This window comes from Bradyrhizobium sp. USDA 10063, assembly GCF_054063735.1.
Map to the genome: position 1 here is coordinate 1,607,794 of NZ_JBSSGP010000002.1, position 24,878 is coordinate 1,632,671.

Here is a 24,878-nt window from a genome sequence, read left to right on the forward strand (position 1 = left end):
CGGAATGTCCCCGGGCGCCCCCGCCATCGAGTTCCCTCTTGGGAACCAGCGGGCTTGCGATGCGATTCCGGCACAATATAATGGAGACGGTTTTAATAATTAAATGTGTGAATTAATTCGATTCTAAATTATCTGATTTACATAATTTAATGATGAGGTAGAATTTCCTAGGCATCGTAGAGCCGTTCGATCTGCTTATTTCTATCAATGATTGTGGGGGGAACAAGAGCCATCCATTGCCCAAGCCGCGTCCGCGGCAGCTCCTCCAGGTGATCGAAAGCTGAAGTCCAAACAGGCAGACCGCGTGTTGCCGCGGCTGACGCGGCCGTGTGCTGCCTGTTGTCGTGTCCCTACCGAAGGATCGTCAAAAGCAAGAAACAAGGAGACCAGACTTAGGCAGCAACACTGTTTCATGGAGAACGGAATGAACTTCCAGACCATTGCGACCCGGATTGCTCGGGGAGAGCTCTCATACGTGCTCGGAAGGTTCAAGACGGTCCGATCCGCCTACAGCGGTGTGCGGCAACTGGCGGCAAGTCTTGGAAGCACGGCTGTCTCTGACGCCGACGGACACACAACGCTCTTTCCCGACACCGACATTTCTCACGTCGTGCAAACCATTCGTGAAGAAGCCGTCTTTATCGGCTTGCAGCTCCCCCCTCGCATAATCGCCGAGATCGAGTCATTTGCCAGATCTGAACCGCTTCACGCCATCTTTGATCCGACAGGTCCTACATTCAAATACGCCGACGTGGTTCGGGGTAAATGCATCGACGGAAGGGCGGTGCCGGTCGGAGGCATTCACGAGCCCGCGCGATGCCCTGCCGTGCAGGCCGTCATCGATGATCCGGTGCTACGCGCTATTGTACGAGGTTATCTGGGCCATGAGCCGCGTCGCGTGATGACCATACTCGATTGGAGCTTCGCGTCGGACTTTACCGACGAAGCGCGCCGAAAGATGCGGCATCACGTCATCGATTACCACTATGACGTCAGCGGCTATAACTTCGTGTACGCCAGCTTCTACATCACCGACACCGACCGCAATTCCGGTGCGCATGTCATGATGAAGCGATCGCACAATCGCAAGCCGCTTCGCATGCTGCTGGGATCGGTGACCGCGAGCGGAGCAGATGTGCGGCAGCAATTTGGAATCGAGAACGAAATTGTCATTGAAGGCCCTGCAGGCCTGGGCTTCGTTCAGGATACGTCGTGCTATCACCGCGCGTCGCCGCCGACCCAGGGCGACAGGTTGATGCTCGCCATTCGATTTATCAATTGAATGAGGGGCGCGGTCATAACACCGCGCTTAACGGCAGACGCGGCGCCCTTGCTGCTGCGAACACACGGAGGCCCCGGGCGGCGGCGGTTGCGGAGGTTGGATCGGCGCAATCGTCGGCCCCGTCATCGGGCATGCCGTCATTGGGCAATTAGGCGGAAGAAGCTCGCCGGGATTGGTGCAGATCGGCTGCATCTGGCCGTTGACGCACTGACACTCGCACTTCGCCCGCGCCTCCGCCGGAACGATCAGGCCGAGAGCCAAGATCGCGAAAAAACGGCCCATCTGGCATTCCCTCCTTCGCTGGTGGCGCCGCCTTTCAACTCCGCCGATCGATCGCTATCAGCTTGGTTAGCTCCAGGCTCTTTTCGGCCCTATTTGAACTCGCCAACGTGATGCCGGTTCGGAGCGCCATTTGTGAGCGCGAAGAGGGGTGAGGTCGTCTGAGCCGGGGCGGCAAGCCATGGACGCGGAGACATGATTCCCGAGACCGGGAACTCAGCAGCTTTCAACTGCCTGAGCAGAGGTCCGCGCTGTTCCTCGATACCGGCAATATTAATGTTCAGCTCCGGCGAGCCGGTACCGAGTCCCCGCCCCTAATCCTTACCGCGCAATCCTCTCCGTAACCAATTGAAATAATTAGCATTAATTCCAAAGGCGAATTTCAACGCCAGTATCGTTATCCACAGCGCGATCGGGCGTCGGCCGCCGCTGCCGGCGCACAGTCCGATATCCGCTGAATCTGCCGCTTGCGGGTCGCCCGCGCGTCGGGCATATCGGCGCTGCCGGAGACGTGGCCGAGTGGCTGAAGGCGGCGGTTTGCTAAACCGTTATAGGCTTGTAAAGGCCTATCGAGGGTTCGAATCCCTCCGTCTCCGCCAGAACCCTTGAAATCATTGAACTTACAGTCGCGCTCGCTGCACAGCGAGGTGCGGCGATGAATTGCGCTGATCGGCATCACGCTTGGCATGCTCGGAATCGTCTGCCGCGCATTGCTGGATCACTTCGGCGGTTGCAGGCGGGCGATGAAAGCCACTCGTTCACGTGAGCGACTGTGTCAGCTTGGCGGGCTCAGCCTCCAAGCCATGGTTGGAACGAAAACTCTCTGAGGTAGTTCAGGTGGCGCTGGGGCTCTTCAGGTTCAGAGGAGCTGGCTATGACCAAAAGCATCCTTGTTAGTCTCGCTATCCTCACTCTCTCCACTTCAGTCGCTTTGGCCGCGCAGCGCACTCATACCCGTGTGATGAAGCCAAGCGCATCTGCTGCAGCGATGAACCCAAACCCATATGCCCGTCCGATGGCCCCAAACGCATTTGCTCGTATGGGCCCGTCTCCGGTCGTCTCGCCGGGCGGTGTGAGTAGCGGCGACCGCGACCTGTATTTCCGAAATCTACGCGACTCCAGGTACGATAAGAAGAACGACTTCACCCCGAGCGGGACCATACGGACGCAATAGCATCAGGGCCGGAGGTTGATTTCCTGCAGGCTCACATGTCGCGGTGGGCGGCCGAGAGCATGATCCGGAAAAGTGTGAAGCGGTTTTCCCTCGCGACAAACGCAAAGCGTTTGCGCGGAGATCATGCTCAAACAATAACCTAAAGCGCGATGATGATTGATCCTCATCTCATCGCGCTTTAGACGCTCCCTCATGCCATCACCGCGCGGCCCCTCACGCTGGGTGGCCCGGTAGGCGATTGCCGATCTGCTACGCTCCTCGCAATCGTAAACAGCCGCTGGCTCGGCAGCACGGCTGTCCTTTACTTGCGATACTGCGCCGGCGGCTGCGGGTTGTTCGCCGGATTGGTATCGTGCTTGGAAAGTCGCGTGATCAGCTTGCCGCCGACCAGGGGCTGCAAGTCCGATTCGAGCGCGTCAGCGAGCGGCTTGGCATAGACTTCATTGCCGTCAACATAGAGCGTGAATGACTTGACGTATTTCGCCTGCTTTTCGGGATCCTCGATCGTCGCTTTCGTCCATGCGTAAAGCGGATAGTTCTCGATACCTCGCTTCTCAGCTTCGGCCACATAGTCGGCGAAGGCATCGAACTGACACTTCATCGTCGCACGATGTTTGACGAGGATGTCGGCCAGCGGCTTCATTGCTGGATTGTCGGGATCCCGCCTCGCCACCGCGGCAAGCTCGTCGCCGAGATAGATCCGTACCTGGTATTCCCATTGCTTGTTCATCGTTGGCTTCCCCGAGTCCGCCACGAGCCCGCCTCGTCGGCTATGAAAATAGTCAGCTTCGGTAAATCACTACACCACGTCATCCGATTCAGGCTCGCCGCGATCAGCACCTCGGTCCACACAAAAGTGGTTGAATGCCTTTGCAGAGATCGCGAAGCGCGGTTACGGCAACATCAAGCAACCGACCAACCGATCCGCATCGAGAGCTCGACGTCCTCGCCGAAGGGCGTGGACATGTAACCGTTCGCGGGCGAGCGAACGCGCGCCAGGTAGTCGGGGCTGTAATCGGCGTTGTCGGCAACGATGAAGGCGCCCGGCCTGAGGCGGCTTTCCACCAGGCTCAGTATCTCCGGATAGAGCCCTTTGGCGCCGTCGAGCAGCAGCAGATCGACCGTCTCGGGGAGACCTGTGCTCAGCGTCTGCAGGGCGTCTCCCTCTCGGATCTCCACGAGATCGATGAGGCCGCCGGCGGTCAGATTATCCCGGGCCCGCGCCACCTTGGACGGCTCGAACTCGCTGGCGATCAGGTGGCCACCGCCATTGTCCCGCAGGGCTGCGGCGAGATGCAGGGTCGAGATGCCGAACGAGGTCCCGAATTCGACGATCGTCCGCGCGCCGCAGCCCCGCGCCAGCATGTAGAGCAGCGCGCCGGTCTCCCGCGAGATGGCGAGCGGAAGATCTTTCAGGCGGCCGTAGAAGTCGAGGTAATCGGTCTTGCTTTGCATCAGACGCGAGTGCTCCTCGCGGGAAAGATCGGCCAGTGCGGGGTTCGCCGCCGGCGACGACGAAGCGGCCTCGTCGAACAAGCGATCCAGCAACGGCGCCAGCGGGATGGTGGTCAGGGTGGTCATGCAGGTCTCCGGTCTGAAGTGAGCGCGTCCTTGCGCTGGACCAGAAATACGACTAATTCGTCGCATTTCCTATTCGCATTGCGAGCTCCGCTCCATGACCGATCGACGAAGTGCCCGGGTTTCCTCGCGAAAACAGCCCAAACAGGCCCGCTCGACGGAGCTCGTCACCGCGATTTTGGACGCTGCTGTTCAGGTTTTGGCGAAGGAAGGCGCGCAGCGCTTCACCACGGCGCGCGTGGCCGAGAAGGCCGGTGTCAGCATCGGATCGCTGTATCAGTACTTCCCGAACAAGGCGGCGATCCTCTTCCGGCTTCAGAGCGACGAATGGCGGCAGACGAGCAACCTGCTGCGTGGAATCCTCGAGGACGACAAGAGACCGCCGCTCGAACGGCTGCGCATCCTGGTCCACGCCTTCCTCCGCTCGGAGTGCGATGAGGCCGCGATGCGTGTGGCGCTGAATGACGCCGCCCCTCTCTATCGCGACGCGCCCGAAGCGCAGGAAGCGATGGCGTCGGGAGAGCGCATTGTTCAGGTCTTCATGCAGGCGGCGTTGCCTGAGACTTCAGAAGCAACTCGCGCATTGGCGGGCGACCTTATCACAACGACGCTGACCGAGGTGGGCAGGCAGTTTTCGGAGAACGTTCGTTTCCCTGCGGAGATCGAAGCCTATGCCGACGCGATGGCCGATATGTTCTGCGCCTACCTCAGAGGTCTCCAGCACGACTGAGATAGATCAGCGCGGCGGCCACGGATGATCGCCGCGGTGCGTCCGCCGCTTCAATGCGCGGTGATCCAGGTGCGGGCTTCGCGCTGCGCCGTAGCGATCTCGGCTTCCGTCATCTGCTCGGCGATCTCGCGCCGCATCGCGATGGCATCCGTGCGGCCCTTCAGGGCAGCGAGGTTGAACCATTTGTGCGCGGCGACCAGGTTGACCACGCCGGAGCGGCCGCTCGCCCAATAGAGGCCACGCTCGAACAGCGCGTCCGGGATCGCGGTCGCGTCCACCGGAATGGCTGTCTCCAGATCGATATGTCCCTGAAACATTGTCGTATCCCCTTCTTATTGTTGGCCGCCTCCCCCGAGCGCGGCCCCCGTCCACTTCAACGCCTTAATCCCCAACGCCGTTTGCCGGCTTGTTGGGGGAGATCATGACGGCCAAATTTGAAAAGCAGTTTAAGTATCGCGATGAACGGCGTGTAAACGCGCGCCGCGCGGCGAGTTCCCGGAATCCGAGAAGTGCCTGCAACACAACGGTTTATGCGCGATGGTGAAGTTCGGTTTACCCTGGCGGTTGGCGGAACGATAACCATCGCGCGCAAACGCCGACAGGACGCGAAAGCCATTCCGCCCCGCCATATCGGCAGCGCAAGCGAACCGGTCGTCATGTGGGGGAAATCGGGAAACAAAAAAGCCGGCACCAGATGGCCGGCTACTGGAACGAGGGCGTCGGCGAACACGTCAGGATCAGATTTCACGATGGGCTTTGGGCCCTCATGAAATTGCGGAGCCGAATAGAGGTCCGCACCGAACGAAGAAACCTGTTTCTTCTGCCGGACCGACTTCGAAGGGCGAACCCTTCTTGGAAAGGCGATCCAGCCGTTTGACCTGATGTCTCGCCGACACCCTCTTTCGTCAACCGGAGCCGCCTGGGTGGATTGCTTCAGGGAAGCAGATCGTCCGAAGGTCCGGGTGACGCGCCGACGTCAATCCGCCGGCATCCTCTCTTGGGCGAGACTTACTTCTTCTTCTTCGCGACCTTCTTGGTCTTCTTCGCAGTCTTCTTCACTGCGCTCTTCGCCTTCTTAGCTTTCTTCGCCATGTTGCCCTCCAATATCGTGAGATGGCTTTACTTCGCTGCGTGCACTCGGGAATCGAGATGCACTGCATCCCGAATACACCAACACATCAAAAAAAAACAGTGTCCAGCTTAAGGAAGTGTTGATGTTACGGGCTGCGAAAAGTGCCGACGCAGCAAGCACAAGCGCGACGTTGCGCGCACGCGGCGATGCAGGAAATGCAGCATTGATCGGCATCGACACTGATCGCGAATGCAGAAAGTGCCTGTGCCACAGGCGTTTCTTGAATTCTTTTTTCTTCGCGCGTGATGTGGCTGCGATGTCGGCGAGACTCACCGAGCCGGCTGAGGGCGCGTCGCGCGGGCGTCGAGTCGCCAATTCCGGCGACAAAAAAAATTTCGTGGGTAAGCCGTATCTGCGGCATCTCCGCCCGCTGAAACGGCCTTTTCGGACGAATCGCGGTCGGCCGATTCGGTGGAGGGATGACCCCGACGCGATGATTGAAGGCGCGACGCGTGAGCCGCGGACGCCTTCGCGCGTCGCGCAGAGCGCCCGCGGCGATGCCGTTCGCGTCCGCGCGCGAGGCGTCAGAGGCCGAGCTTCGACTTCAGCAGATCGTTCACGGCCTGCGGGTTGGCCTTGCCGCCGGACGACTTCATCACCTGTCCGACGAACCAGCCGATCATCTGCGGCTTCGCTTTCGCCTGCGCCACCTTGTCCGGATTGGCGGCGACGATATCGTCGACCACCTTCTCGATCGCACCGAGGTCGGTCACCTGCTTCATGCCGCGCGCTTCGACGAGCGCGCGGGGATCGCCGCCTTCCTGCCAGACGATCTCGAACAGATCCTTGGCGATCTTACCTGAAATCGTCCCCTCGCCAATCAGGTCGACGATCGCGGCAAGCTGCTCGGACGAGACAGGCGAGCCCGTAATATCCCGGCCTTCCTTGTTGAGGCGCCCGAACAGTTCGTTGATCACCCAGTTGGCCGCGAGCTTGCCGTCGCGCGCACGATCGGCGAGGCCGGACAGCACCGCCTCATAGAACTCCGCGCTTTCGCGCTCGGCGACCAGCACGCCGGCGTCATAGGGCGACAGCGCGAAGGTATCGATGAAGCGCGCCTTCTTCTGGTCCGGCAGCTCCGGCAGCTTCGTCTTCAGCTCGTCGACGAAGGCCTGGCTGAACTCCAGCGGCAGAAGGTCCGGGTCGGGAAAATAACGATAGTCGTGCGCCTCCTCCTTGGAGCGCATCGAGCGCGTTTCGCCCTTGCCCGGATCGAACAGCCGCGTCTCCTGGTCGATGCTGCCGCCATCCTCGAGGATCTCGATCTGGCGCCGCGCCTCATACTCGATCGCCTGGCCGATGAAGTTGATCGAGTTCATGTTCTTGATCTCGCAGCGGGTGCCAAGCGGCCCGCCGGGCCGGCGCACCGAGACGTTGACGTCGGCGCGCAGATTGCCCTTCTCCATGTCGCCGTCGCAGGTGCCGAGATAGCGCAGGATCGAGCGCAGCTTGGTCACATAGGCCTTGGCCTGCTCGGCATCGCGAATGTCGGGCTTGGAGACGATCTCCATCAGCGCGACGCCGGAGCGGTTGAGGTCGACATAGGACATCGTCGGCGACTGGTCGTGCAGCGACTTTCCGGCATCCTGCTCCAGGTGCAGCCGCTCGATGCCGACGGTGACGCTGCGGCCGCCGTCGAGCTCGACCAGCACCTCGCCCTCGCCCACGATCGGCGATTTGTACTGGCTGATCTGGTAGCCCTGCGGCAGGTCGGGATAGAAATAGTTCTTGCGATCGAACACCGAGCGCAGATTGATCTTTGCGTTCAGCCCGAGACCCGTCCGGACCGCCTGCCTGACGCATTCCTCGTTGATGACAGGCAGCATGCCCGGCATCGCCGCGTCCACCAGCGAGACATGGCTGTTCGGCTCGCCGCCGAACGCGGTCGAGGCGCCGGAGAAGAGCTTCGAGTTGGAGACGACCTGGGCATGGATCTCCATGCCGATCACCATCTCCCAGTCGCCGGTCGCGCCCTTGATGAGCTTGTGTGGTGTGGCAGGTGCGTTCATTGGTCTCGGTTTCCGGACAATTGATATCTGGGGCGGCTTCCGGCTTCGCGCAACGGACCGCGCCAGTCAAGCGGCCGTTCACGAGGTTCGGGCGGTCAAAGGCCGCGTCGAAATGCCTGATAGGACTTGCTGAAGCGGAGTGCGTCGGCGCCACCAGCGATCAGGAGGTCGACCTGTTCCGGCGGCAATGCGAACCGCGTCGGGATGGCGTTCAGGATGCCGGCGCGCTCCCCGCCCAACTGATCGAAGCCAATCCGCTCGACATAGATGTTGACGTCACCGCACTGCCAGTTCCCACCGGCACCGAGGCGGGTGCGATCCGCCGCCGACAGGCCGCACCGCCATCGCTTCAGCTTGCCCGACCATTCGGTGGCAAGCGACGAGAACGCCGCATAGCTCGACCGCACGCTGGAATCGATCGCGGTATCTGCCGCGGCCGCGACCAGCTCGACCCCGCTCGGGCCCTCGAGGCGCTGCGCGAAATCGCCGGATATGCCGCGTCCGGCATCGACCACCATGAACAGGATCCGCCGGAGCTTCACGGCCTGCCGCTCGGTCAACGGCTCGTACGGCCGCTCCGCCGCCAGCAGCCCGATGCTGAGACCGGACAGGCCGAAATTGTCGACGAGCCCGCCGTCCAAGAGCTTCACGTAGCGCATGGAGCCGTCGCGGTAGCGTGCATTGGCTTCCGCAAACGCGCGCAGCAACGGCTGCGCGTTCGGATCGCGCCGCACGCGTTCGAGCCAGGCCGGCAGCGGCTTTGAGCAGCCGCCGGGATAGGTCTCCAGCACGATCGGCGCGAACGCGAGCGGCACCGCGGCCGATGCCGCAACCGCTTCGGACACGCGGTAGGAGCGGATATCGCTGCACAGCGCGTCGAAGGAGGTCTTTCCGAACACGAAGGGCGTGCGGTTATAGATATCGGAGGCGTTGATCCAGACCTTCGGTCGCCGGTCCTCGCGCAGCGCATCGAACCGTGCGCCGTCGAACAGGTTCTGGTCCAGCCACTCGGTGAGCTGGCTGTTGTTGACGCCGCCGGCGAGCGCGCGACCGATATTGCCGAGCGAGACGTTGGTCTTCAGCCCCTCCTCCGCATTACGCAGCAGGAAGCGCTCGCGGAAATCGTCGAGCGCGGCGCGCTTCTTCAGACCGAAATAGGCGGCGGTGATCGAACCGCCGGACACGCCGGAGACGAAGTCGACACGATCGAGCAGCGTTTTCGCCTGGCCGGAGCCGCCGTGGGAACGATCGAGCTCCTTGAGCACGCCGAACGAGAAGGCCGCCGCGCGCGTGCCGCCGCCGGAGAAGGACAGCGCGACCAGCACGTCGTCGTCATAGCTCGGGACATCACGCCCGAAATTGCCATCGGCGAGCGCGCCCTCAAGCGGCACGTTGCTCGGCAGGTTGTAGACGGTTGCGCATCCGGCAAGCGCCACCGCAAAAATGGCCGCCAGTATCGTCGACAGCCACGCCCCTATACCCGATCTACGCACAACGCTCCCTTGCCGCAGGCCACGCCACGTTTCCCCTCAGCCTATCGCGAGGCAATCTGGGCGCCCGCGTGGCGCGTGGAGACAGGGCAAATGTCCATTCGAGCCAATTGAACCACGGTCGCGGTAAAGAAACCGCGTCAAATTGAACCACGGTAAGCCTTCACAACTTGGAGAGGTCAGAGCGTTTTCAAGCGAAGTGGACACCGGTTCGCGTGAAGAAAACGCGTCAAAACAATAATCCTAGAGCAGCGCGGAGACGATCCGCTCCCATTCGGCTTCAAGACCATCCTTGGCTACCGGCTTACCGGCCTGGCGGTACCAATAGCTGGCATTGCCGAGATCGCCCTCGACGCGATGCAGATAGGCGTGCACCCAGGCGGCCTCGGCGGTACTTTCGTCCTGCACGATGCGGTGCGCCTTGTCCCAATTGCCTTTCGCCGCCCACCACAGCGCCGCCAGCGGCGGCGACAGCGAAGGCTCGGGCGCGTCGTCTTTGAGGCTGGCGCGGAAATCCGCCATCTCACCACCACCTGGGCGGCGTGAAGCGTCCGGCCGCCTGCTCAATCACTTCGCCGAGCGAGAACAGCGTCTCTTCATCGAAGGCACGGCCGATCAGTTGCAGGCCGAGCGGCAAGCCTTGCGCATCCTTGCCGGCGGGGACCGCAATGCCAGGCAATCCGGCCATGTTCACGGTCACCGTGAAGATGTCGTTGAGATACATCTCGACCGGATCGGCGCCGCCCTTCTCGCCGACGCCGAACGCCGCCGACGGCGTTGCCGGCGTGAGGATCGCGTTCACGCCCTTGGCGAAGCAGTCCTCAAAATCCTTCTTGATCAGCGTGCGCACCTTCTGCGCGCGCAGATAGTAAGCGTCGTAGTAGCCCGCCGAGAGCACATAGGTGCCGATCATGACGCGGCGGCGGACCTCGTCGCCAAACCCTTCGGCGCGGGTGTTCTGGTACATCTCGCCGATGCTGCTGCCGGGCGCGCGCAAGCCGTAGCGGACGCCGTCGTAGCGCGCCAGGTTCGACGATGCTTCCGCCGGCGCCACGATGTAGTAGGCCGGCAGCGCGTATTTGGTGTGCGGCAGCGACACCTCGACCAGCTCGGCGCCCGCGGCTTTCAACCATGCCGCGCCGTCGCTCCACAGCTTTTCGATTTCGGCCGGCATGCCGTCGAGACGATACTCCTTGGGGATGCCGATCTTCATCCCCTTCACCGACTTGCCGATCGCAGCCTCGTAGTCGGGCACGCCGATGTCGACCGAGGTCGTGTCCTTGGGATCATGCCCCGCCATCGAGCGCATCAGGATCGCGGCATCCCGCACCGTGCGCGCGATCGGGCCGGCCTGGTCGAGCGAGGACGCGAACGCGACGATGCCCCAGCGCGAGCAGCGGCCATAGGTCGGCTTCACGCCGACAGTCGCGGTGAACGCCGCCGGCTGCCGAATCGAGCCGCCGGTATCGGTCGCGGTCGCGCCCATGCAGAGCAGTGCGGCGACGGCGGACGCCGAGCCGCCCGAGGAGCCACCCGGCACCAGATGCGTGTTGGAGCCTTCGCGCCGCCACGGATTGACCACCGGGCCGAAGCACGAGGTCTCGTTCGACGAACCCATCGCGAACTCGTCATTGTTGAGCTTGCCGAGCAGGATCGCGCCGTCGCGCCAGAGCTGCGAGGTCACGGTCGATTCGTAAGGCGGCACGAAATTGCCGAGGATTTTTGAACACGCCGTGGTGCGGATATCGCGCGTCGCGAACAGGTCCTTGATGCCGAGCGGGATGCCCGCGAGCGGTCCGCCCTCGCCCTTGCCGATCTTTTCGTCGGCAGCCTTGGCCATCTCGCGCGCGCGGTCCGGCGTCTCAAGCACATAGGCGTTGAGCACGCGCGCCGCTTCGATCGCGGCAAGATGCGCATCGGTAAGCTCGCGCGCGGTGAAGGACTTGTTCGCCAGGCCCTCGCGGGCCTCAGCGATCGTCAGCGATGTCAAATCGGTCATTTATTGATCGGGCTGCAGAAGAACGGAGACAGGGTCTTGTCGTCGGCGGGATCGTCCTTTTTGGCGCGCGCCTTGTCGGCGGCCTCGAGCTGATCGAGCACCGTTTGCATCACCGCATTCGGATCGGCGGCCTTGCCCTGCCGCTCCATCGCGTCGAGATAGTTCATGTAGGCCTGATAGGCCTTTTCATCGTCGCAGAGCAGACACATCGGACTTCCCGCAAAAAGAGGAGTTTACTCGACGACCTTCGGCACCAGGAAGAAGTGATTCTCGGTGGCCGGCGCATTGCGGACGATATCATCGGCAATCTCGCCGTCATTGACCACGTCGGCGCGCTTCTTCATCTCCATCGGAGTCACCGAGGTCATCGGTTCGACGCCCTCGACATTCACCTCCGAAAGCTGCTCGACGAAGGCGAGCATCGCGTTCAGCTCGCCCTGCAGATGAGGAACTTCAGCCTCGGAGACCGCGATCCGCGCCAGATGCGCGATGCGGCGGACGGTCGTGGCGTCGACTGACATTATATATGGCCTTTGGGCAGCAAGATCAGCCCGCCGTATAGCAGACGCCGCTTTTGCGCCGCAACCCGCGGCACCTCTCCCATCGGGAGAGGTGTGGGCGCTAGCGGCTCAAGCCCAATTTGCCCATCCGCGCCAATGCCTCGCTGGCCAACGTCCGGGTCAGCTCGGCCGCCGGCATTTCGCGGCCCAATGGCAGCGCCTGCCCGGCCCACAGATTGGTGAAATCGACCCTGCCGCGTTTTTCGGCAGCCGCCTTCAGCGGCGCCAGCGCGGTTGCGGCATGCGGAAAGGCCGGCGCGTCCGGCGAGATTGGCCCGATCTCTGATATCACGCGGTTGGCCACCCCGCGCGCCGGCCGCCCCGTCATCACGTTGGTGATCACAGTGGAATCGTCCTTCGCCTGCGCCAGCACGGCACGCGCCGCCGGGCCCACCCTGGATTCAGGCGAGCGCAGATAGGCGCTGCCGATCTGCACGCCCGAGGCACCCAGCGCGAACGCCGCCGCGATCCCGCGCCCGTCCGCGATGCCGCCGGCCGCGATCACCGGCACCTTCACGGCATCGACCACCTGCGGCACCAGCGCGAAGAGGCCAGGCTGCTCGGCAATATTGTCGGTCAGGAACATGCCGCGATGACCGCCCGCCTCCGCACCCTGCGCGATGATGACATCGGCGCCGTGCTCCTCGAGCCAGACCGCTTCCTTCACGATGGTCGCCGACGACATCACGATCGCACCCGCATCCTTCACGCGCCTGAGCAGCCGCTCCTCCGGCAGGCCAAAATGGAAGCTGACGACTTCCAGCTTCAATTCCTCGACCACCTCGCACATCGCGTCATCGAACGGCGCACGATTGGCGACGTTGACGGGCGCCGCGGGATCCAGCCCAAACTCTGCGTAGTAAGCCCCAAGCCGCGCCTTCCAGCGCGCCTCGCGGTGCGGATCGAGCTCGTCCGGCTGGTGGCAGAAGAAGTTCATGTTGATCGGCGCGGAGACGCGCTGGCGGATGATGTTGATCTGCTCGCGCGCCCTCTCCGCCGTGAGCATCGCGCAGGGCAATGAGCCGAGCGCGCCGCCTTGCGCAGCCGCGATCACGAGGTCTGCATCCATCACGCCGGCCATCGGCGCGAGCACGATCGGAAACTCGGTCTTGAACAGATCGACAATTCGGCGGTCCGGCCACATGATTGAGCTATGCCCCCTTTTGCTCGCGAGTAAACCTCTCCCAGTTGCGCCCGTGGAGAGAACCCATCATCCGACGCGGATTGCATCCGCGTCACCCTCTCACACATTGGGTGAAGGAAAAGAATTGCGCTGCCCGCGCAAGATCTGCTCGGCCTCGCTGACGATCCTGTCAACGATTTCGCCCGCGGGTGGAATGTCGTGGATCAGCCCGACTGCTTCGCCTGCAATGACGGCGGCCACGTCGAAATTGCCGGTGGCTCTGGCCTCGGCATATTCGGCGGCAACCGTCTTCACGTGCTGCATCAGCTCGATCTCGCGCCCCATCCAGCGCCGCGCATGGTCGTTGATGAGACAGCGTCCCGTGAACGGCGCCGGCCAGACATTATTGCGCGAGAGATCGAAGATGATGCTGCGCACGGTGTTGCCGCTCTTCGCCGCGCAGATGCGCCGTTTCGCCTCCTCCGCGCCGGCGGCCTCCTCGCTCGCATAGAAGCGGGTGCCGAGCAGCACGCCGGAGGCGCCCAGCGTCAGCATCGCCGCCAGACCTCGGCCATCCGCGATGCCGCCGGCGGCAACGACAGGCACGCGACCGGCGGCGAGATCGACGATCGCCGTCACCACGTCGAGCGTGGTGCGCGAAGCGCCGTGGCCGCCCGCTTCAGTTCCCTGCGCAACCAGGATGTCGGCGCCCGCTTCCATCGCCTGCCGCGCCATGTCCTCGTCCTGCACCTGGCAGATCAGGAGCCGACCGGCCGCCCTGATCTTTGGTGCAAACGGTTTCGGATCGCCGAACGACAGCATGATCGCCCGCGGACCAGCACCAAGTGCGATGTCCAAGAGCTCCGGCTGCTTCGCCAGGCTCCAGGTGATGAAGCCGATTCCGAACGGCGCGGCGCAGGATCCGAGCTTTGCCGTCTCCCGCTCCAGCCAAGCACGGTCGCCATAGCCGCCGCCAAGGATGCCAAAGCCGCCTGCCTCACTGACGGCAGCCGCGAGCCGCGCGCCCGCAACCACATCCATCGGCGCCAACACAATCGGGTGACGAATGCCTAAAAGCGCAGTCAATGGTGTGTCGATCGGCATCACGTCCCCCAAGCGATCTCGACAGTCAGAATAGGCAGAGCTACCATTCTCTCGAAATGAATACTTGAGAACGCAACCATCTCAAATATGAAACGCAGGCTGCGATCATGGAACTCACCGACCTCCAGACCTTTGCGGCAGTCGCCCGTCTCGGCGGCATCACCCGCGCTGCCGACGAGCTGCACACCGTGCAGTCCAACGTCACCCAGCGCATCAAGGCGCTCGAAGCCGAGATCGGCACCGCGCTGTTCGAGCGCCACAGCCGCGGCATGACACTGACGGGCGCCGGGCGGCGCCTGCTCTCTTACGCGCAACGAATGGCCGCGCTCTCGCGCGAAGCGATCCTCGCCGCGCGCGACGATGGCGAGCCGAAGGGGCCGCTGGCGATCGGCTCGATGGAGACGACGGCCGCCGTTCGCCTGCCGGTGCTGCTTGCCGAATTCCATCGCCGGTTTCCGGCGGTGCGGCTGACCCTGAAGACCGCGACCACGGCCGATCTCGTCACCGCCGTGCTCGATGGCACGCTGGACGGCGCCTTCGTCGCCGGCCCGATCGATCACGCCGAACTCACCTCCACCCTCGCCTTCCGCGAAGAGCTGGTGCTGGTCACCGCGCAGCGCTGGACCAGCCTCGCCGCTTTGCGCGCAGGCACGTCGGAATCCGGACCGACCGCGCTGGTCTTCCGCACCGGCTGCACCTATCGCCAGCGGCTCGAGCAGATCTTCACCGACTTCGGCTGGCCGTCGGCCGCGCGCTTCGAGCTCGGCACGCTCGACGGCATGGTCGGCTGCGTCGCCGCCGACATGGGCGTGACGCTGTTGCCGCGCGCGGTCGTCGAGCGCAATGCGTTGCATGCCAGTGTCAGCATCCACACGCTCGACCCGTCCTATGCGCGCGCCGAAACGATATTCATCCAGCGCCGCAGCGCCCATCAATATAGCGCGCTGCAAAGTTTCGCCGCCTGTCTCGACAAGGACGACCAGGTCATCGCCGCCTGACGGCTCGTTCCGCTCAGCGAAATTCCGAAAGCCATATTTTTGTGACGGAGCCGTCACGCGCTTCGCGCGTGCGAGCACGCGCCTGATGCGACAGGCGTCATCAAAAATTTTTGGATCGTTGTACGCAGCTACGTTAGTATGCGGCGCTTTCTACCAACAACCATAACGTCAACATCTGGGAGGGACTGCGATGCGCACCGCATTCGTGTTGTGCTGTTCTGTTGCCTTGTTGGCCACGGTCGGAACGGCAAGCGCACAAGACTGGACCAAGTCGAAATGGGGGCCGAACGACGAGATCGGCGCCGCCAACTACATGACGCCCGAGCTCGTCGTCAAAGCCGCATCATTGGTGAAGACCGGCAAGACCTACGCGCTCGGCATTCCCGTCGACACCAAGACGCCGGCCTATCCGCCGCGCAGCTTCAAGATCACCATCGTTCAGCCCGGACAGGCCGGCGTCTCCGGCCTCGGTCCGAACAAGGCGACCTATAATGACGACATCCTCGATACCTGGGTCGGTATCGGCAGCCAGCTCGACGGCCTTGGCCATCTCGGCATCGAGCACGTCTACTACAACGGCAACAAGCTCGCCGATTTTGCCGATCCCACCGGCCTGAAGAAGCTCGGCATCGAGAAGGTGCCGCCGATGGTCGCCCGCGGCGTCCTGCTCGACATGGCCGCCTATTACAACACCGACGTGGTCAAGGAAGGCACCGCCTTCAATACCAAGGAGATCGAGGAAGCCGCGAAGAAACAGGGCGTCGAGATCCGCCAGGGTGACGTCGTGATCTTCCATACCGGCTGGCTCAGCCTGATCGGCAAGGACGACAAGCGCTATTCCGCGGGCGAACCCGGCCTCGGGGTCGAAGGCGCCAATTATCTCACCGGCAAGGGCGTGGTCGCCGTCGGTGCCGATACCTGGGGTCTCGAAGTGCTGCCGTTCGAATCCAACAACGTGTTCGAGGTGCACCAGATCCTGCTGGCGAAGAACGGCACCTACATCCTGGAGAACATGGACACCGCCGAGCTCGCCAAGGACAAGGGGTATGAGTTCCTGTTCGTGCTCGGGCAGCCGCGCTGGCGCGGCGGCGTGCAGAGCATGATCAACCCCGTCGCGATCCGCTGACATCAGCCACGAGCGTGGTCCCCACCTCCCCCGCTTGCGGGGGAGGTCGCTGCGCTCGAAGAGCGCAGCGGGTGAGGGTTCTCTCCCCACGCGAGGGCAGCGTGAATCGCGGAGACACCCCCACCCCAGCCCTCCCGGAGCGAGCTATGCTCGTCTCCCCCGCAAGCGGGAGAGGGAGCGCAGCATCCATCGCGGATGCAATTCGACCTGATCCATCTTCACCATCGGCCCCGCTGAGGCGAGGTGAAGGACGGCTTTGCCTACTCGGTGCACCACGTGTTAAGCGCATCGTCATGCCCGCCCCTGTCCTCCCCCTGATCGAAGCCGTCGCGCACTGGCCTGCGCGCGGTGCGTTGATCGGGATCGATCTCGGAACCAAGACCATCGGCGTCGCCGTCTCCGACCCCGATCGCCGGCTGGCCACCGGCGTCGAGACCATCCAGCGCAAGGCGTTCAAGGCCGACGCGGCGCGGTTGCTGGCGATCGTGGCCGAACGCAACGCGGCCGGCTTCGTGCTTGGGCTCCCCATCAACATGGACGGCAGCGAGGGGCCGCGGGCGCAATCGACTCGCGCCTTCGCGCGCAACCTCTCCAATCTGACCACGCTCGCGATCGGGCTCTGGGACGAGCGGCTCTCGACATCGGCCGTCGAGCGCGAATTGATCGGCATGGATGTCAGCCGCGCCAGGCGCGCCGAGGTGATCGACGAGCACGCCGCGATCTTCATCCTGCAGGGCGCGCTGGACCGGCTGGCAAAATTGCGGGGCGAGCGCTGAAGCATGGCCGTCGTCATCGCGGCGCTGTTGCCGACATTCCTCCTGATCGTGCTCAGCTTCATCCTGAAGCGGACGCTGCTCAAGCCGGAGACGCAATGGCACGGCCTGGAACGGCTGACCTATTACGTGCTGTTCCCGGTGCTCTTGATCCAGACACTGGTGAAGGCCGACCTGACAAGGGTGCCGATCGGCGGCGTCGGCGGCGCGCTGTTCCTCTCGGCGCTCGCGATGTCACTAACCTGCCTTGCGCTCCGCCCGCTGCTTGCACGCGGCGGCGTCGATGGTCCCGCCTTCACCTCGGTGTTCCAGGGCGCGACCCGTTGGCAGACTTATGTCGCGCTCGCGGTGTCAGGCAGCCTCTACGGCGACGTCGGGCTCGCGCTCGCGTCCGTCGCGATGGTCGCGATCATCCCGCTGGTCAATGTGTTCAGCGTCTCCGTGCTCGCGCACTACGCCGCGCCGCAAAAGCAGTCGGCCGGCACCATCGTCATGACGGTGGTGAAAAACCCTCTGATCTGGGCCTGCGTCGTCGGGCTGCTCTTGAACGTGACCCACTTCCCGCTGCCGAAGCTCTGGCACGACGTGGCCGATGCGCTCGGCCGCTCCTCGCTTGCGATCGGCCTGCTCGTCACCGGGGCCGGCCTGCACCTCGACGGCATGTTCCGTCCGAGCTTCGCCGCCAGCGTCACGGTGTTCCTGAAGCTGATCGCCATGCCCGTGCTTGCCGTGGCGCTCGCCCTCGCGTTCGGCCTGTCCGGCCCGAGCCTCGTCATCGTCGCCGTCGGCTCGGCGGTACCCACCTCCTCGTCGGCCTATGTGCTCGCCCGCCAGATGGGCGGCGATGCACCCCTGCTCGCCCAGATCATCACGCTGCAGACGATCCTGGCGGCGATCACGATGCCGATCGTGATTTCGCTCGTCGCCTAGCACACCGCCGTCATTGCGAGCGAAGCGACGCAATCCATCTCACCACTTGCGGAGATATGGATTGCTTCGTCGCGTTGCCCCTCGCAATGACGGCGGTGCAAGAAACTACGACTGCCCCGCCAGCCACAACGCCTGCAGCGTCGCCGCGAGATTGTTCAGCCCATGGAGCACAATGGTGAGCCAGGTCGAATCAAAGCGGTAGCGCAGATAGCCGAACAGGAAGCCGATCGAAAATACCTCGCTGAGGGAGAACCAATCATATTGCAGATGCAGCACCGTCCAGACCAGCGATGACAGCAGGATCGCGCCTCCGGGTCCGAGGGCCGTTTCCGACCAGCCGCGATAGAGGAAGCCGCGGGCGAGAAGCTCTTCCGATACCGGAGCGGCAATGCAGAACGCGATGACCAGCAGCCAGAGCGCGCCTTCGGCCTGCGCCGATTTCAATACGTCGCCCATGAAGCCCGGCGAGGCTTCGCGGCCCAGCGCGCGCGAGACCAGATCCCATACGCCAACCAACAACGCCAGCGCGGCCACGCCGATGGCAAAGTTCTTCCAGGAGGTCCAGCGCAGCGCGAGATAATCGGCGAAAGAACTCCGGGTCGGACGGATCGCGATCCAGAGCGCCAGCAAGACCCCCGGCAATCCCGTGATGACCGAGAGCGCAATCGTCAGTCCCCCGCCGATCGTTTGAATGACGGACGCGATATTGGGCGCGTCCTGCTTCAGCATGAAATAGATGACGACGGCAAGCTGTCCCAAAAACATGCCGCCGAACACGAACAATCCCCACAGCGTCGTACCCCAGAATTTCCACACCCGCGGCGGCAGCGGCGGCGGAGCAGTGGTCAGCGGCGGATTTTCGGGACTGAGGACATCCATCGGATAACTTTCATCGAGCGAGATTCTCTCTCCTCCTCGTCGTGCCCGGGCTGGTCCCGGGCATCCACGCTCTTGGTGCCGCGCGGCAAAAAAAGACGTGGATGCCCGGGTCAAGCCCGGGCATGACGGGATAGCGGCACTCAATGCGGCAGCGCCCGCTCCAGCAGCGCGCGCATATCGCTCTCGGCAAGCTCCACCGCGCCGTACATGCCGGCGTGCGTGGTCGCGAGCCGCGTCGCCGCGAACAGTTCGGCGTGACGCGGCATCACGCCATTGAGCGCGGCGCTCCCCGCGAGCATCGCCAGTTTCTCCACGGCCAGCCGCGCGACGCGCTCGCTGTCGGGTCTGCGGAACGCCTTGCCGATGAAGGCGATTGTCTCAGTCGCACCGGGCAGGCCCTGCGTCTCGCTGGCCAGGTCCTGCAGGATGGCCGATGCGGCGTCGGCCTCGCGCGAGAGCGCGCGCAGCACGTCGAGGCACATCACATTGCCCGAGCCTTCCCAGATCGCATTGACCGGCGACTCCCGGTAATGCCGCGCCAGAATGCCCTCCTCGACATAGCCGTTGCCGCCGAGGCACTCCATCGCCTCATAGAGGAAGCCGGGCGCGCTCTTGCAGGTCCAGTATTTGATCGCGGGCGTGAGCAGCCGCATATAGGCCGCCTCCTTGGCGTCATCAGGCGTGCGGTCGAACGCACGGCAGAGCCGCATCACCAGCGCGATCGTCGCCTCGACATGCAGCGCCATGTCCGAGAGCACCGCCTGCATCAGCGGCTGATCGGCGAGATGCTTCTGGAACACGCTGCGATACCGCGCGTGATGCAGCGCGTGCGCGAGCCCCGAGCGCATCAGGCCGGCGGAGGCGATCGCGCAGTCCTGCCGGGTCAGTTGCACCATCTGGATGATGGTGCGGATGCCCTTGCCCTCCTCGCCGATCCGCTCGGCATAGGCATCATGGAATTCCACCTCCGACGACGCATTGGAGCGGTTGCCGAGCTTGTCCTTCAGGCGCTGGAATCGGATCGCATTGACCGATCCGTCCGGCGCAAAGCGTGGCATGAAGAAGCAGCTCAGGCCCTCCTCCGCCTGCGCCAGCACCAGGAACGCGTCGCACATCGGCGCCGACATAAACCATTTGTGCCCGGTGATGCGATAGGCATCGCCATCGCGTTCCGCGCGCGTCATGTTGGCGCGCACATCGGTGCCGCCCTGCTTCTCGGTCATGCCCATGCCGAGCGTCATGCCGCGCTTCTCCCACCAGGGCATGAAGTCCGGATCATAGGAACGCGTGGCGATGACCGGCATCGTCCTCGCCAGCAGATCCGGCTGCGACGCGAGCGCGGCGACCGACGCACGCGTCATCGTGATTGGGCAGAGATGCCCGGTCTCAACCTGCGCGGCGATATAGAACTTTGCCGCGCGCACGACCTCCGCCGCGCCGCCCGCAGGCTTGCCGTCCGCCGTCCAGGTCGAGTTGTGCACGCCGGCATGGGCGCTGTGCGCCATCAGTTCGTGATAGGCCGGATGAAACTCGACCACATCGCGGCGGTTGCCGCGGGAATCGAAGCTGCGAAGCTTCGGCGTGTTCTCATTGGCGATGCGGCCCCGCTCCGCCATCGCCGACGAGCCCCAATGCTTGCCGAATTGCGCGAGCTCAGACTGCGCCGCGGCGCCGCCACTGGCGCCGACCGCCTCCACCAGCGGCGTGTCAAGCGTGAACAGATCAACGTCCTCGAACGGCGGCGACTGATTGAAGACCTCGTGGGTCGAGAAGCTTGATTGGGTCATGACGCTTCCTGAAAGCCGGAACTAAAGCATGATCCGGAAAAGTGGACACCGGTTCTCCGAAAAGATCATGCTCAAACAAGGAGCTAAAGCGGGATGACGATTCGAAGAAAAGTCGTCACGCTTTAGCGCCGCGGCGGAATGGGGAAATCATAGGCCTGACCGCCCGCGCCGGGCAGCGAAAAATGCCACCACTCCTTGGAATAGTTGACAAAGCCCTGTCGCGCCATCGCCGCAACCAGCCGCTTCCGCCACCGCCGCTGCGCCTGATTGATCGAGGGTGCGGCGGTATGCGCCTTGACGTCGGAGCAATCATAGCCAGTGCCCATGTCGACGCTGCCTTCCGGCGCCCGCTTTTCCGCTGATGCCGTGCAGTCGGCATAGTCTCTCGCGGGATCGAACTTACCGGAATTGTCGGCGGCCAGATCGACCAGCGTCAGGTCGAGCGCGGCCCCGCTCGAATGGCCGGATCGCGCAGCGATATAGCCGAGCCGGAACAGATCAGCCTTCCTGAACGCCGGATTGTAGCGCTTGCCGGTGACCGTCTCCTTGCCATCCCTCGACCACGCCACCATGTCGGCGACCGCCCGCACCGGCCGGTAGCAATCAAACATCTTCAATGACAGCTTTTGTCCCGCGAGTTCCTGCTGCACGGCCTTCAGCCTCAGCCCGACCTCGCGCTTCACCACGCATTCGGCAACAGCATAGCCCCTGAGCGGCCGGCCGACGAAATTGTTCGAACCGGCATAGCGGATGTCCTGGATGATCGTCGGATCGATATCGCGCAGGAACACGAACCCGCCGGGCAAGGTCTGTGCGCCGGCCGGCGTGGCCCAGGTGACGGCCATGAACGCAATCACGACAATTTTCACGAACCCCCCATCACGGCTGGCATGACCAGTCTACGACAGACCCGGGGATAACTCATCCACCCCCTATTCCCGCTTGCCCCGCCGACCATCCACGCCTATAGCTCTGGCTTTAATGACCCCATCATTGAAATCGACCTTTGTCCTCGGTCACCGGCACTTGCTGGGCATCGAGGGGCTTTCCGCTGCCGACATCACCGGGCTGCTCGACCTGTCCGAGGAATATGTCGAGCTCAACCGCCAGGTGGACAAGAAACGCGCTTCCCTGCGCGGCCGCACCCAGGTCAACCTGTTCTTCGAGGCCTCGACCCGCACGCAATCCTCCTTCGAGATCGCGGGGAAAAGGCTGGGCGCCGACGTCATGAACATGTCCGTGTCCTCGTCCTCGATGCGCAAGGGCGAGACCTTGATGGATACCGCGGTGACGCTGAACGCGATGCATCCGGATATCCTGGTGGTACGCCACCACGCTTCCGGCGCGGTGGAACTCCTGGCGCGCAAGGTTGACGGTTCCGTGATCAATGCCGGCGACGGCGCGCACGAGCATCCGACCCAGGCCCTGCTGGACGCGCTGACGATCCGCCGCAACAAGGGCCGGATCGAAGGGCTCGTGGTCGCGATCTGCGGCGACGTCATGCATTCGCGTGTCGCCCGTTCCAACATCCTCCTGCTCAACACCATGGGCGCCCGCGTCCGCGCGGTTGCGCCCTCGACGCTCCTGCCACGGGGCATCGAGCGGATGGGAGTCGAGGTCGCCCGCGACATGCGCGAGGGGCTTGACGGTGCCGACATCGTGATGATGCTGCGCCTGCAGCGCGAGCGCATGAACGGCTCCTTCGTGCCGTCGTCGGGCGAATATTTCCAGTATTTCGGCCTCGACCAGAAGAAGCTGTCCTACGCCAAATCAGACGCGCTGGTGATGCATCCGGGGCCGATGAACCGCGGCGTCGAGATCGACTCGGCCGTGGCCGACGGCGCGCAGTCGGTGATCCGCGAACAGGTCGAAATGGGAGTGGCAGTGCGGATGGCGGTGCTGGAAGCGCTCGCCCGCAACCTGCCGAACGCGTGAGATCATGCTGACCGATCGTCGCCCAATCCTGCTTGCCAATGCCCGCGTCGTCGATCCCTCACGCGATCTCGACGGGCCGGCCGACGTCCTGATCGCGGATGGGATGATCCGCGACTCCAAGCGCGGCATCGGCACCGCCGGCGTCCCCGAGGGCACCGACATCGTCAATTGCGCCGGCAAGATCGTGGCTCCCGGCCTGATCGACATGCGCGCCTTTGTCGGCGAGCCCGGCGCGAACCATCGCGAAACCTTCGCCTCGGCCAGTCTCGCCGCGGCCGCCGGCGGCATCACCACCATCATCTGCCAGCCGAACACCTCGCCCGTGATCGACAATTCGGCGACCGTCGATTTCGTGATGCGCCGCGCCCGCGACACCGCGATCGTCAACATCCATCCGATGGCGGCGCTGACCAAGGGCCTGCGCGGCGAGGAGATGACCGAGATCGGGCTTTTGAAGGCCGCCGGCGCGGTCGCCTTCACCGACGGCGACAAGAGCGTCACCAACGCGCAGGTGATGCGCCGTGCGCTGACTTATGCGCGCGATTTCGACGCGCTGATCGTGCATCACACCGAGGATCCCGACCTCGTCGGCGAAGGCGTGATGAACGAGGGCGAGTTCGCGACCAGGCTGGGGCTTGCCGGCATTCCGAATGCCGCCGAGTCGATCATGCTCGAGCGCGACGTGCGGCTCGCGGCGCTGACCGGCGGGCGCTATCACGCCGCCTCCCTCACCACGGCGGAGTCGCTTGAAATCCTCAAACGCGCCCGCGATGCCGGCGCCGACGTCTCGGCCTCCGTCTCGATCAACCACGTCACGCTGAACGAGAACGACATCGGGCCCTACAGGACGTTCCTGAAACTGTCGCCGCCGCTGCGCACTGAGGAGGACCGCCAGGCCTTGGTCGCGGCGCTGGCCTCCGGTCTCATCGATGTCATCATGTCCGATCACAATCCGCAGGATGTCGAGGTCAAGCGCCTGCCGTTCGCCGAGGCCGCCTTCGGCGCGGTCGGGCTGCAGACCATGCTGCCCGCGGGACTGCGGTTGATCCATAATGGCGAGATGGATTTCAAGACGTTGATCCGGGCGATGTCGACCCGTCCTGCGGAGTTGCTCGGCCTGCCCGGCGGCTCGCTGCGCGCGGGCTCGCCGGCCGATGTGATCGTGATCGATCCTGACACGCCCTGGGTGCTCGATCCCGTCGATCTCAAATCGCTGTGCAAGAACACGCCGTTCGACGAAGCTCGCTTCTCCGGCCGCGTCATGCGCACCATTGTCGGCGGGCGGACAGTGTATGAGCATGTGTAACATGCCAGAAACAAACCGCGGCGGGAGCGCCAGCCATGTCCTCTGACGCCTTCCTGATCGTCGCATTGCTGATCGGCTATATCTTCGGCTCGGTCCCGTTCGGCCTGGTCCTGACCAAGATCGCCGGCACGCAGGATTTGCGCTCAATCGGCTCCGGCAATATCGGCGCCACCAATGTGCTGCGCACCGGGCGCAAGGGGCTCGCCGCCGCGACGCTGATCTTCGACATGCTGAAGGGCACGGCGGCGGTCGTGCTGTCAGGCTATCTCGGCGGCCCGAATGCGGCGATGGTGGCGGGGCTCGGCGCCTTCCTTGGCCATCTCTATCCAATCTGGCTCGGATTCAAGGGCGGCAAGGGCGTCGCCACTTATATCGGCGTGCTGATTGGCCTGTTCTGGCCGGCTGCCGCCGTCTATGGCGCGGTCTGGCTCGCGACCGCGTTCACCACGCGCTATTCGTCACTCTCGGCACTGGTTGCCGCCCTCGTCACCCCGATCTTCCTGTGGTGGTTCGGCCACGCCGCACTCGGCGCGTTCGCCGCGGTGCTGATGCTCATGCTGTTCTACACCCACCGCGAGAACATCAAGCGCTTGCTGGCGGGAACCGAGGGGCGAATCGGCCAAAAGGCCTAGAATTCGCCATCAACCTGTTGAGGACCGGTCACATCTATCCGAAATTCTTGCG

At 63.7% G+C, this 24,878-nt stretch carries 24 protein-coding genes and 1 tRNA gene; 10 read left to right on the plus strand and 15 right to left on the minus strand.

The annotated features are described in order from the left end of the window. Positions 1-424 precede the first annotated feature (424 nt). Complete coding sequence (locus ACVJGD_RS09780) at positions 425-1,282, plus strand: hypothetical protein (RefSeq protein WP_456634157.1); 858 nt, start codon at positions 425-427, stop codon at positions 1,280-1,282. Positions 1,283-2,066: 784 nt separating this feature from the next. Then, positions 2,067-2,160: transfer RNA gene (locus ACVJGD_RS09785), tRNA-Ser, on the plus strand. An 876-nt stretch (positions 2,161-3,036) separates the two neighbouring features. Here ACVJGD_RS09785 and ACVJGD_RS09790 read toward each other — a convergent pair. Beyond that, positions 3,037-3,465, minus strand: a complete 429-nt coding sequence (locus ACVJGD_RS09790) for a hypothetical protein (protein ID WP_456634158.1) — start codon at positions 3,463-3,465, stop codon at positions 3,037-3,039. Positions 3,466-3,638: 173 nt separating this feature from the next. Beyond that, the gene (locus tag ACVJGD_RS09795; protein WP_456634159.1) at positions 3,639-4,316 is read right to left on the minus strand and encodes an O-methyltransferase; all 678 of its coding nucleotides are present in this window, start codon (positions 4,314-4,316) and stop codon (positions 3,639-3,641) included. Positions 4,317-4,410: 94 nt separating this feature from the next. On the opposite strand from ACVJGD_RS09795, the gene ACVJGD_RS09800 reads away from it, so the two are divergent. Continuing rightward, positions 4,411-5,043: a TetR family transcriptional regulator gene (locus ACVJGD_RS09800; protein ID WP_456634160.1), complete on the plus strand. Its 633-nt coding sequence runs from the start codon at positions 4,411-4,413 to the stop codon at positions 5,041-5,043. A 50-nt stretch (positions 5,044-5,093) separates the two neighbouring features. Here ACVJGD_RS09800 and ACVJGD_RS09805 read toward each other — a convergent pair whose 3' ends face one another. From ACVJGD_RS09805 to ACVJGD_RS09850, 10 genes are all read right to left on the minus strand, one after another. Continuing rightward, entirely contained in the window at positions 5,094-5,360 is a 267-nt protein-coding gene (locus ACVJGD_RS09805) for a hypothetical protein (RefSeq protein ID WP_456634161.1), read from the minus strand. A gap of 758 nt (positions 5,361-6,118) precedes the next feature. Continuing rightward, positions 6,119-6,502, minus strand: coding sequence for a hypothetical protein (locus tag ACVJGD_RS09810; RefSeq protein WP_456640592.1), 384 nt, complete (start codon positions 6,500-6,502; stop codon positions 6,119-6,121). Between the two features lie 197 nt (positions 6,503-6,699). Further along, positions 6,700-8,184, minus strand: coding sequence for an Asp-tRNA(Asn)/Glu-tRNA(Gln) amidotransferase subunit GatB (gene gatB / locus ACVJGD_RS09815; RefSeq protein WP_456634162.1), 1,485 nt, complete (start codon positions 8,182-8,184; stop codon positions 6,700-6,702). A gap of 95 nt (positions 8,185-8,279) precedes the next feature. After that, a complete protein-coding gene (locus tag ACVJGD_RS09820) occupies positions 8,280-9,677 on the minus strand; it encodes a patatin-like phospholipase family protein (RefSeq protein WP_456634163.1) in 1,398 nt (465 codons plus the stop codon). Positions 9,678-9,917: 240 nt separating this feature from the next. Continuing rightward, on the minus strand, positions 9,918-10,196 hold the full coding sequence (locus ACVJGD_RS09825; protein WP_456634164.1) for a hypothetical protein: 279 nt from the start codon (positions 10,194-10,196) through the stop codon (positions 9,918-9,920). A 1-nt stretch (position 10,197) separates the two neighbouring features. After that, on the minus strand, positions 10,198-11,673 hold the full coding sequence (gatA, locus tag ACVJGD_RS09830; protein WP_456634165.1) for an Asp-tRNA(Asn)/Glu-tRNA(Gln) amidotransferase subunit GatA: 1,476 nt from the start codon (positions 11,671-11,673) through the stop codon (positions 10,198-10,200). Beyond that, the gene (locus ACVJGD_RS09835; protein WP_225706243.1) at positions 11,670-11,882 is read right to left on the minus strand and encodes a hypothetical protein; all 213 of its coding nucleotides are present in this window, start codon (positions 11,880-11,882) and stop codon (positions 11,670-11,672) included. The genes gatA and ACVJGD_RS09835 overlap by 4 nt, the downstream gene beginning before the upstream one ends. Before the next feature lie 24 nt (positions 11,883-11,906). Continuing rightward, positions 11,907-12,194, minus strand: a complete 288-nt coding sequence (gene gatC / locus ACVJGD_RS09840) for an Asp-tRNA(Asn)/Glu-tRNA(Gln) amidotransferase subunit GatC (protein ID WP_225706242.1) — start codon at positions 12,192-12,194, stop codon at positions 11,907-11,909. 100 nt (positions 12,195-12,294) lie between these two features. Then, complete coding sequence (locus ACVJGD_RS09845) at positions 12,295-13,377, minus strand: NAD(P)H-dependent flavin oxidoreductase (RefSeq protein WP_456634166.1); 1,083 nt, start codon at positions 13,375-13,377, stop codon at positions 12,295-12,297. Positions 13,378-13,476: 99 nt separating this feature from the next. After that, complete coding sequence (locus ACVJGD_RS09850; RefSeq protein ID WP_456634167.1) at positions 13,477-14,460, minus strand: NAD(P)H-dependent flavin oxidoreductase; 984 nt, start codon at positions 14,458-14,460, stop codon at positions 13,477-13,479. Positions 14,461-14,567: 107 nt separating this feature from the next. On the opposite strand from ACVJGD_RS09850, the gene ACVJGD_RS09855 reads away from it, so the two are divergent. The 4 genes from ACVJGD_RS09855 to ACVJGD_RS09870 all read left to right on the plus strand — a co-directional run bounded on the left by ACVJGD_RS09855 (position 14,568) and on the right by ACVJGD_RS09870 (position 18,287). Beyond that, a complete protein-coding gene (locus ACVJGD_RS09855; RefSeq protein WP_456634168.1) occupies positions 14,568-15,458 on the plus strand; it encodes a LysR substrate-binding domain-containing protein in 891 nt (296 codons plus the stop codon). 190 nt (positions 15,459-15,648) lie between these two features. Further along, positions 15,649-16,584 (plus strand): cyclase family protein, encoded by a 936-nt coding sequence (locus tag ACVJGD_RS09860; RefSeq protein ID WP_456634169.1) that lies wholly within the window; start codon positions 15,649-15,651, stop codon positions 16,582-16,584. 293 nt (positions 16,585-16,877) lie between these two features. Continuing rightward, positions 16,878-17,360, plus strand: a complete 483-nt coding sequence (gene ruvX, locus ACVJGD_RS09865; RefSeq protein WP_456634170.1) for a Holliday junction resolvase RuvX — start codon at positions 16,878-16,880, stop codon at positions 17,358-17,360. Positions 17,361-17,363: 3 nt separating this feature from the next. Next, entirely contained in the window at positions 17,364-18,287 is a 924-nt protein-coding gene (locus ACVJGD_RS09870) for an AEC family transporter (RefSeq protein WP_456634171.1), read from the plus strand. A gap of 105 nt (positions 18,288-18,392) precedes the next feature. Here the strand turns inward: ACVJGD_RS09870 and ACVJGD_RS09875 are convergent, their stop codons facing one another. From ACVJGD_RS09875 to ACVJGD_RS09885, 3 genes are all read right to left on the minus strand, one after another. After that, positions 18,393-19,166: a CPBP family intramembrane glutamic endopeptidase gene (locus ACVJGD_RS09875; RefSeq protein WP_456634172.1), complete on the minus strand. Its 774-nt coding sequence runs from the start codon at positions 19,164-19,166 to the stop codon at positions 18,393-18,395. 140 nt (positions 19,167-19,306) lie between these two features. Next, positions 19,307-20,953, minus strand: a complete 1,647-nt coding sequence (locus tag ACVJGD_RS09880; RefSeq protein ID WP_456634173.1) for an isovaleryl-CoA dehydrogenase — start codon at positions 20,951-20,953, stop codon at positions 19,307-19,309. 122 nt (positions 20,954-21,075) lie between these two features. Further along, positions 21,076-21,798 (minus strand): M15 family metallopeptidase, encoded by a 723-nt coding sequence (locus ACVJGD_RS09885; protein ID WP_456640219.1) that lies wholly within the window; start codon positions 21,796-21,798, stop codon positions 21,076-21,078. Between the two features lie 136 nt (positions 21,799-21,934). On the opposite strand from ACVJGD_RS09885, the gene ACVJGD_RS09890 reads away from it, so the two are divergent. From ACVJGD_RS09890 to plsY, 3 genes are read left to right on the plus strand one after another with little or no spacing between them, the layout of a single operon-like run. Continuing rightward, the gene (locus tag ACVJGD_RS09890; protein WP_456634174.1) at positions 21,935-22,888 is read left to right on the plus strand and encodes an aspartate carbamoyltransferase catalytic subunit; all 954 of its coding nucleotides are present in this window, start codon (positions 21,935-21,937) and stop codon (positions 22,886-22,888) included. A gap of 4 nt (positions 22,889-22,892) precedes the next feature. Further along, a complete protein-coding gene (locus ACVJGD_RS09895) occupies positions 22,893-24,194 on the plus strand; it encodes a dihydroorotase (protein WP_456634175.1) in 1,302 nt (433 codons plus the stop codon). A gap of 35 nt (positions 24,195-24,229) precedes the next feature. Next, entirely contained in the window at positions 24,230-24,826 is a 597-nt protein-coding gene (plsY, locus tag ACVJGD_RS09900; RefSeq protein WP_456634176.1) for a glycerol-3-phosphate 1-O-acyltransferase PlsY, read from the plus strand. Positions 24,827-24,878: the final 52 nt, after the last annotated feature.

Excerpts from the sequence above, each read along its gene's own strand:
- gatB (WP_456634162.1), bottom strand. The coding sequence starts at position 8,184 with ATGAACGCACCTGCCACACCACACAAGCTCATCAAGGGCGCGACCGGC.
- gatC (WP_225706242.1), bottom strand. The coding sequence starts at position 12,194 with ATGTCAGTCGACGCCACGACCGTCCGCCGCATCGCGCATCTGGCGCGG.
- ACVJGD_RS09890 (WP_456634174.1), top strand. The coding sequence starts at position 21,935 with ATGACCCCATCATTGAAATCGACCTTTGTCCTCGGTCACCGGCACTTG.
- ACVJGD_RS09870 (WP_456634171.1), top strand. The coding sequence starts at position 17,364 with ATGGCCGTCGTCATCGCGGCGCTGTTGCCGACATTCCTCCTGATCGTG.
- ACVJGD_RS09895 (WP_456634175.1), top strand. The coding sequence starts at position 22,893 with ATGCTGACCGATCGTCGCCCAATCCTGCTTGCCAATGCCCGCGTCGTC.
- ACVJGD_RS09790 (WP_456634158.1), bottom strand. The coding sequence starts at position 3,465 with ATGAACAAGCAATGGGAATACCAGGTACGGATCTATCTCGGCGACGAG.
- ACVJGD_RS09855 (WP_456634168.1), top strand. The coding sequence starts at position 14,568 with ATGGAACTCACCGACCTCCAGACCTTTGCGGCAGTCGCCCGTCTCGGC.
- ACVJGD_RS09860 (WP_456634169.1), top strand. The coding sequence starts at position 15,649 with ATGCGCACCGCATTCGTGTTGTGCTGTTCTGTTGCCTTGTTGGCCACG.
- ACVJGD_RS09780 (WP_456634157.1), top strand. The coding sequence starts at position 425 with ATGAACTTCCAGACCATTGCGACCCGGATTGCTCGGGGAGAGCTCTCA.
- ACVJGD_RS09850 (WP_456634167.1), bottom strand. The coding sequence starts at position 14,460 with ATGCCGATCGACACACCATTGACTGCGCTTTTAGGCATTCGTCACCCG.
- ruvX (WP_456634170.1), top strand. The coding sequence starts at position 16,878 with ATGCCCGCCCCTGTCCTCCCCCTGATCGAAGCCGTCGCGCACTGGCCT.
- gatA (WP_456634165.1), bottom strand. The coding sequence starts at position 11,673 with ATGACCGATTTGACATCGCTGACGATCGCTGAGGCCCGCGAGGGCCTG.
- ACVJGD_RS09845 (WP_456634166.1), bottom strand. The coding sequence starts at position 13,377 with ATGTGGCCGGACCGCCGAATTGTCGATCTGTTCAAGACCGAGTTTCCG.
- ACVJGD_RS09835 (WP_225706243.1), bottom strand. The coding sequence starts at position 11,882 with ATGTGTCTGCTCTGCGACGATGAAAAGGCCTATCAGGCCTACATGAAC.
- ACVJGD_RS09800 (WP_456634160.1), top strand. The coding sequence starts at position 4,411 with ATGACCGATCGACGAAGTGCCCGGGTTTCCTCGCGAAAACAGCCCAAA.
- ACVJGD_RS09875 (WP_456634172.1), bottom strand. The coding sequence starts at position 19,166 with ATGGATGTCCTCAGTCCCGAAAATCCGCCGCTGACCACTGCTCCGCCG.
- plsY (WP_456634176.1), top strand. The coding sequence starts at position 24,230 with ATGTCCTCTGACGCCTTCCTGATCGTCGCATTGCTGATCGGCTATATC.
- ACVJGD_RS09795 (WP_456634159.1), bottom strand. The coding sequence starts at position 4,316 with ATGACCACCCTGACCACCATCCCGCTGGCGCCGTTGCTGGATCGCTTG.
- ACVJGD_RS09885 (WP_456640219.1), bottom strand. The coding sequence starts at position 21,798 with ATGGCCGTCACCTGGGCCACGCCGGCCGGCGCACAGACCTTGCCCGGC.
- ACVJGD_RS09825 (WP_456634164.1), bottom strand. The coding sequence starts at position 10,196 with ATGGCGGATTTCCGCGCCAGCCTCAAAGACGACGCGCCCGAGCCTTCG.
- ACVJGD_RS09805 (WP_456634161.1), bottom strand. The coding sequence starts at position 5,360 with ATGTTTCAGGGACATATCGATCTGGAGACAGCCATTCCGGTGGACGCG.
- ACVJGD_RS09880 (WP_456634173.1), bottom strand. The coding sequence starts at position 20,953 with ATGACCCAATCAAGCTTCTCGACCCACGAGGTCTTCAATCAGTCGCCG.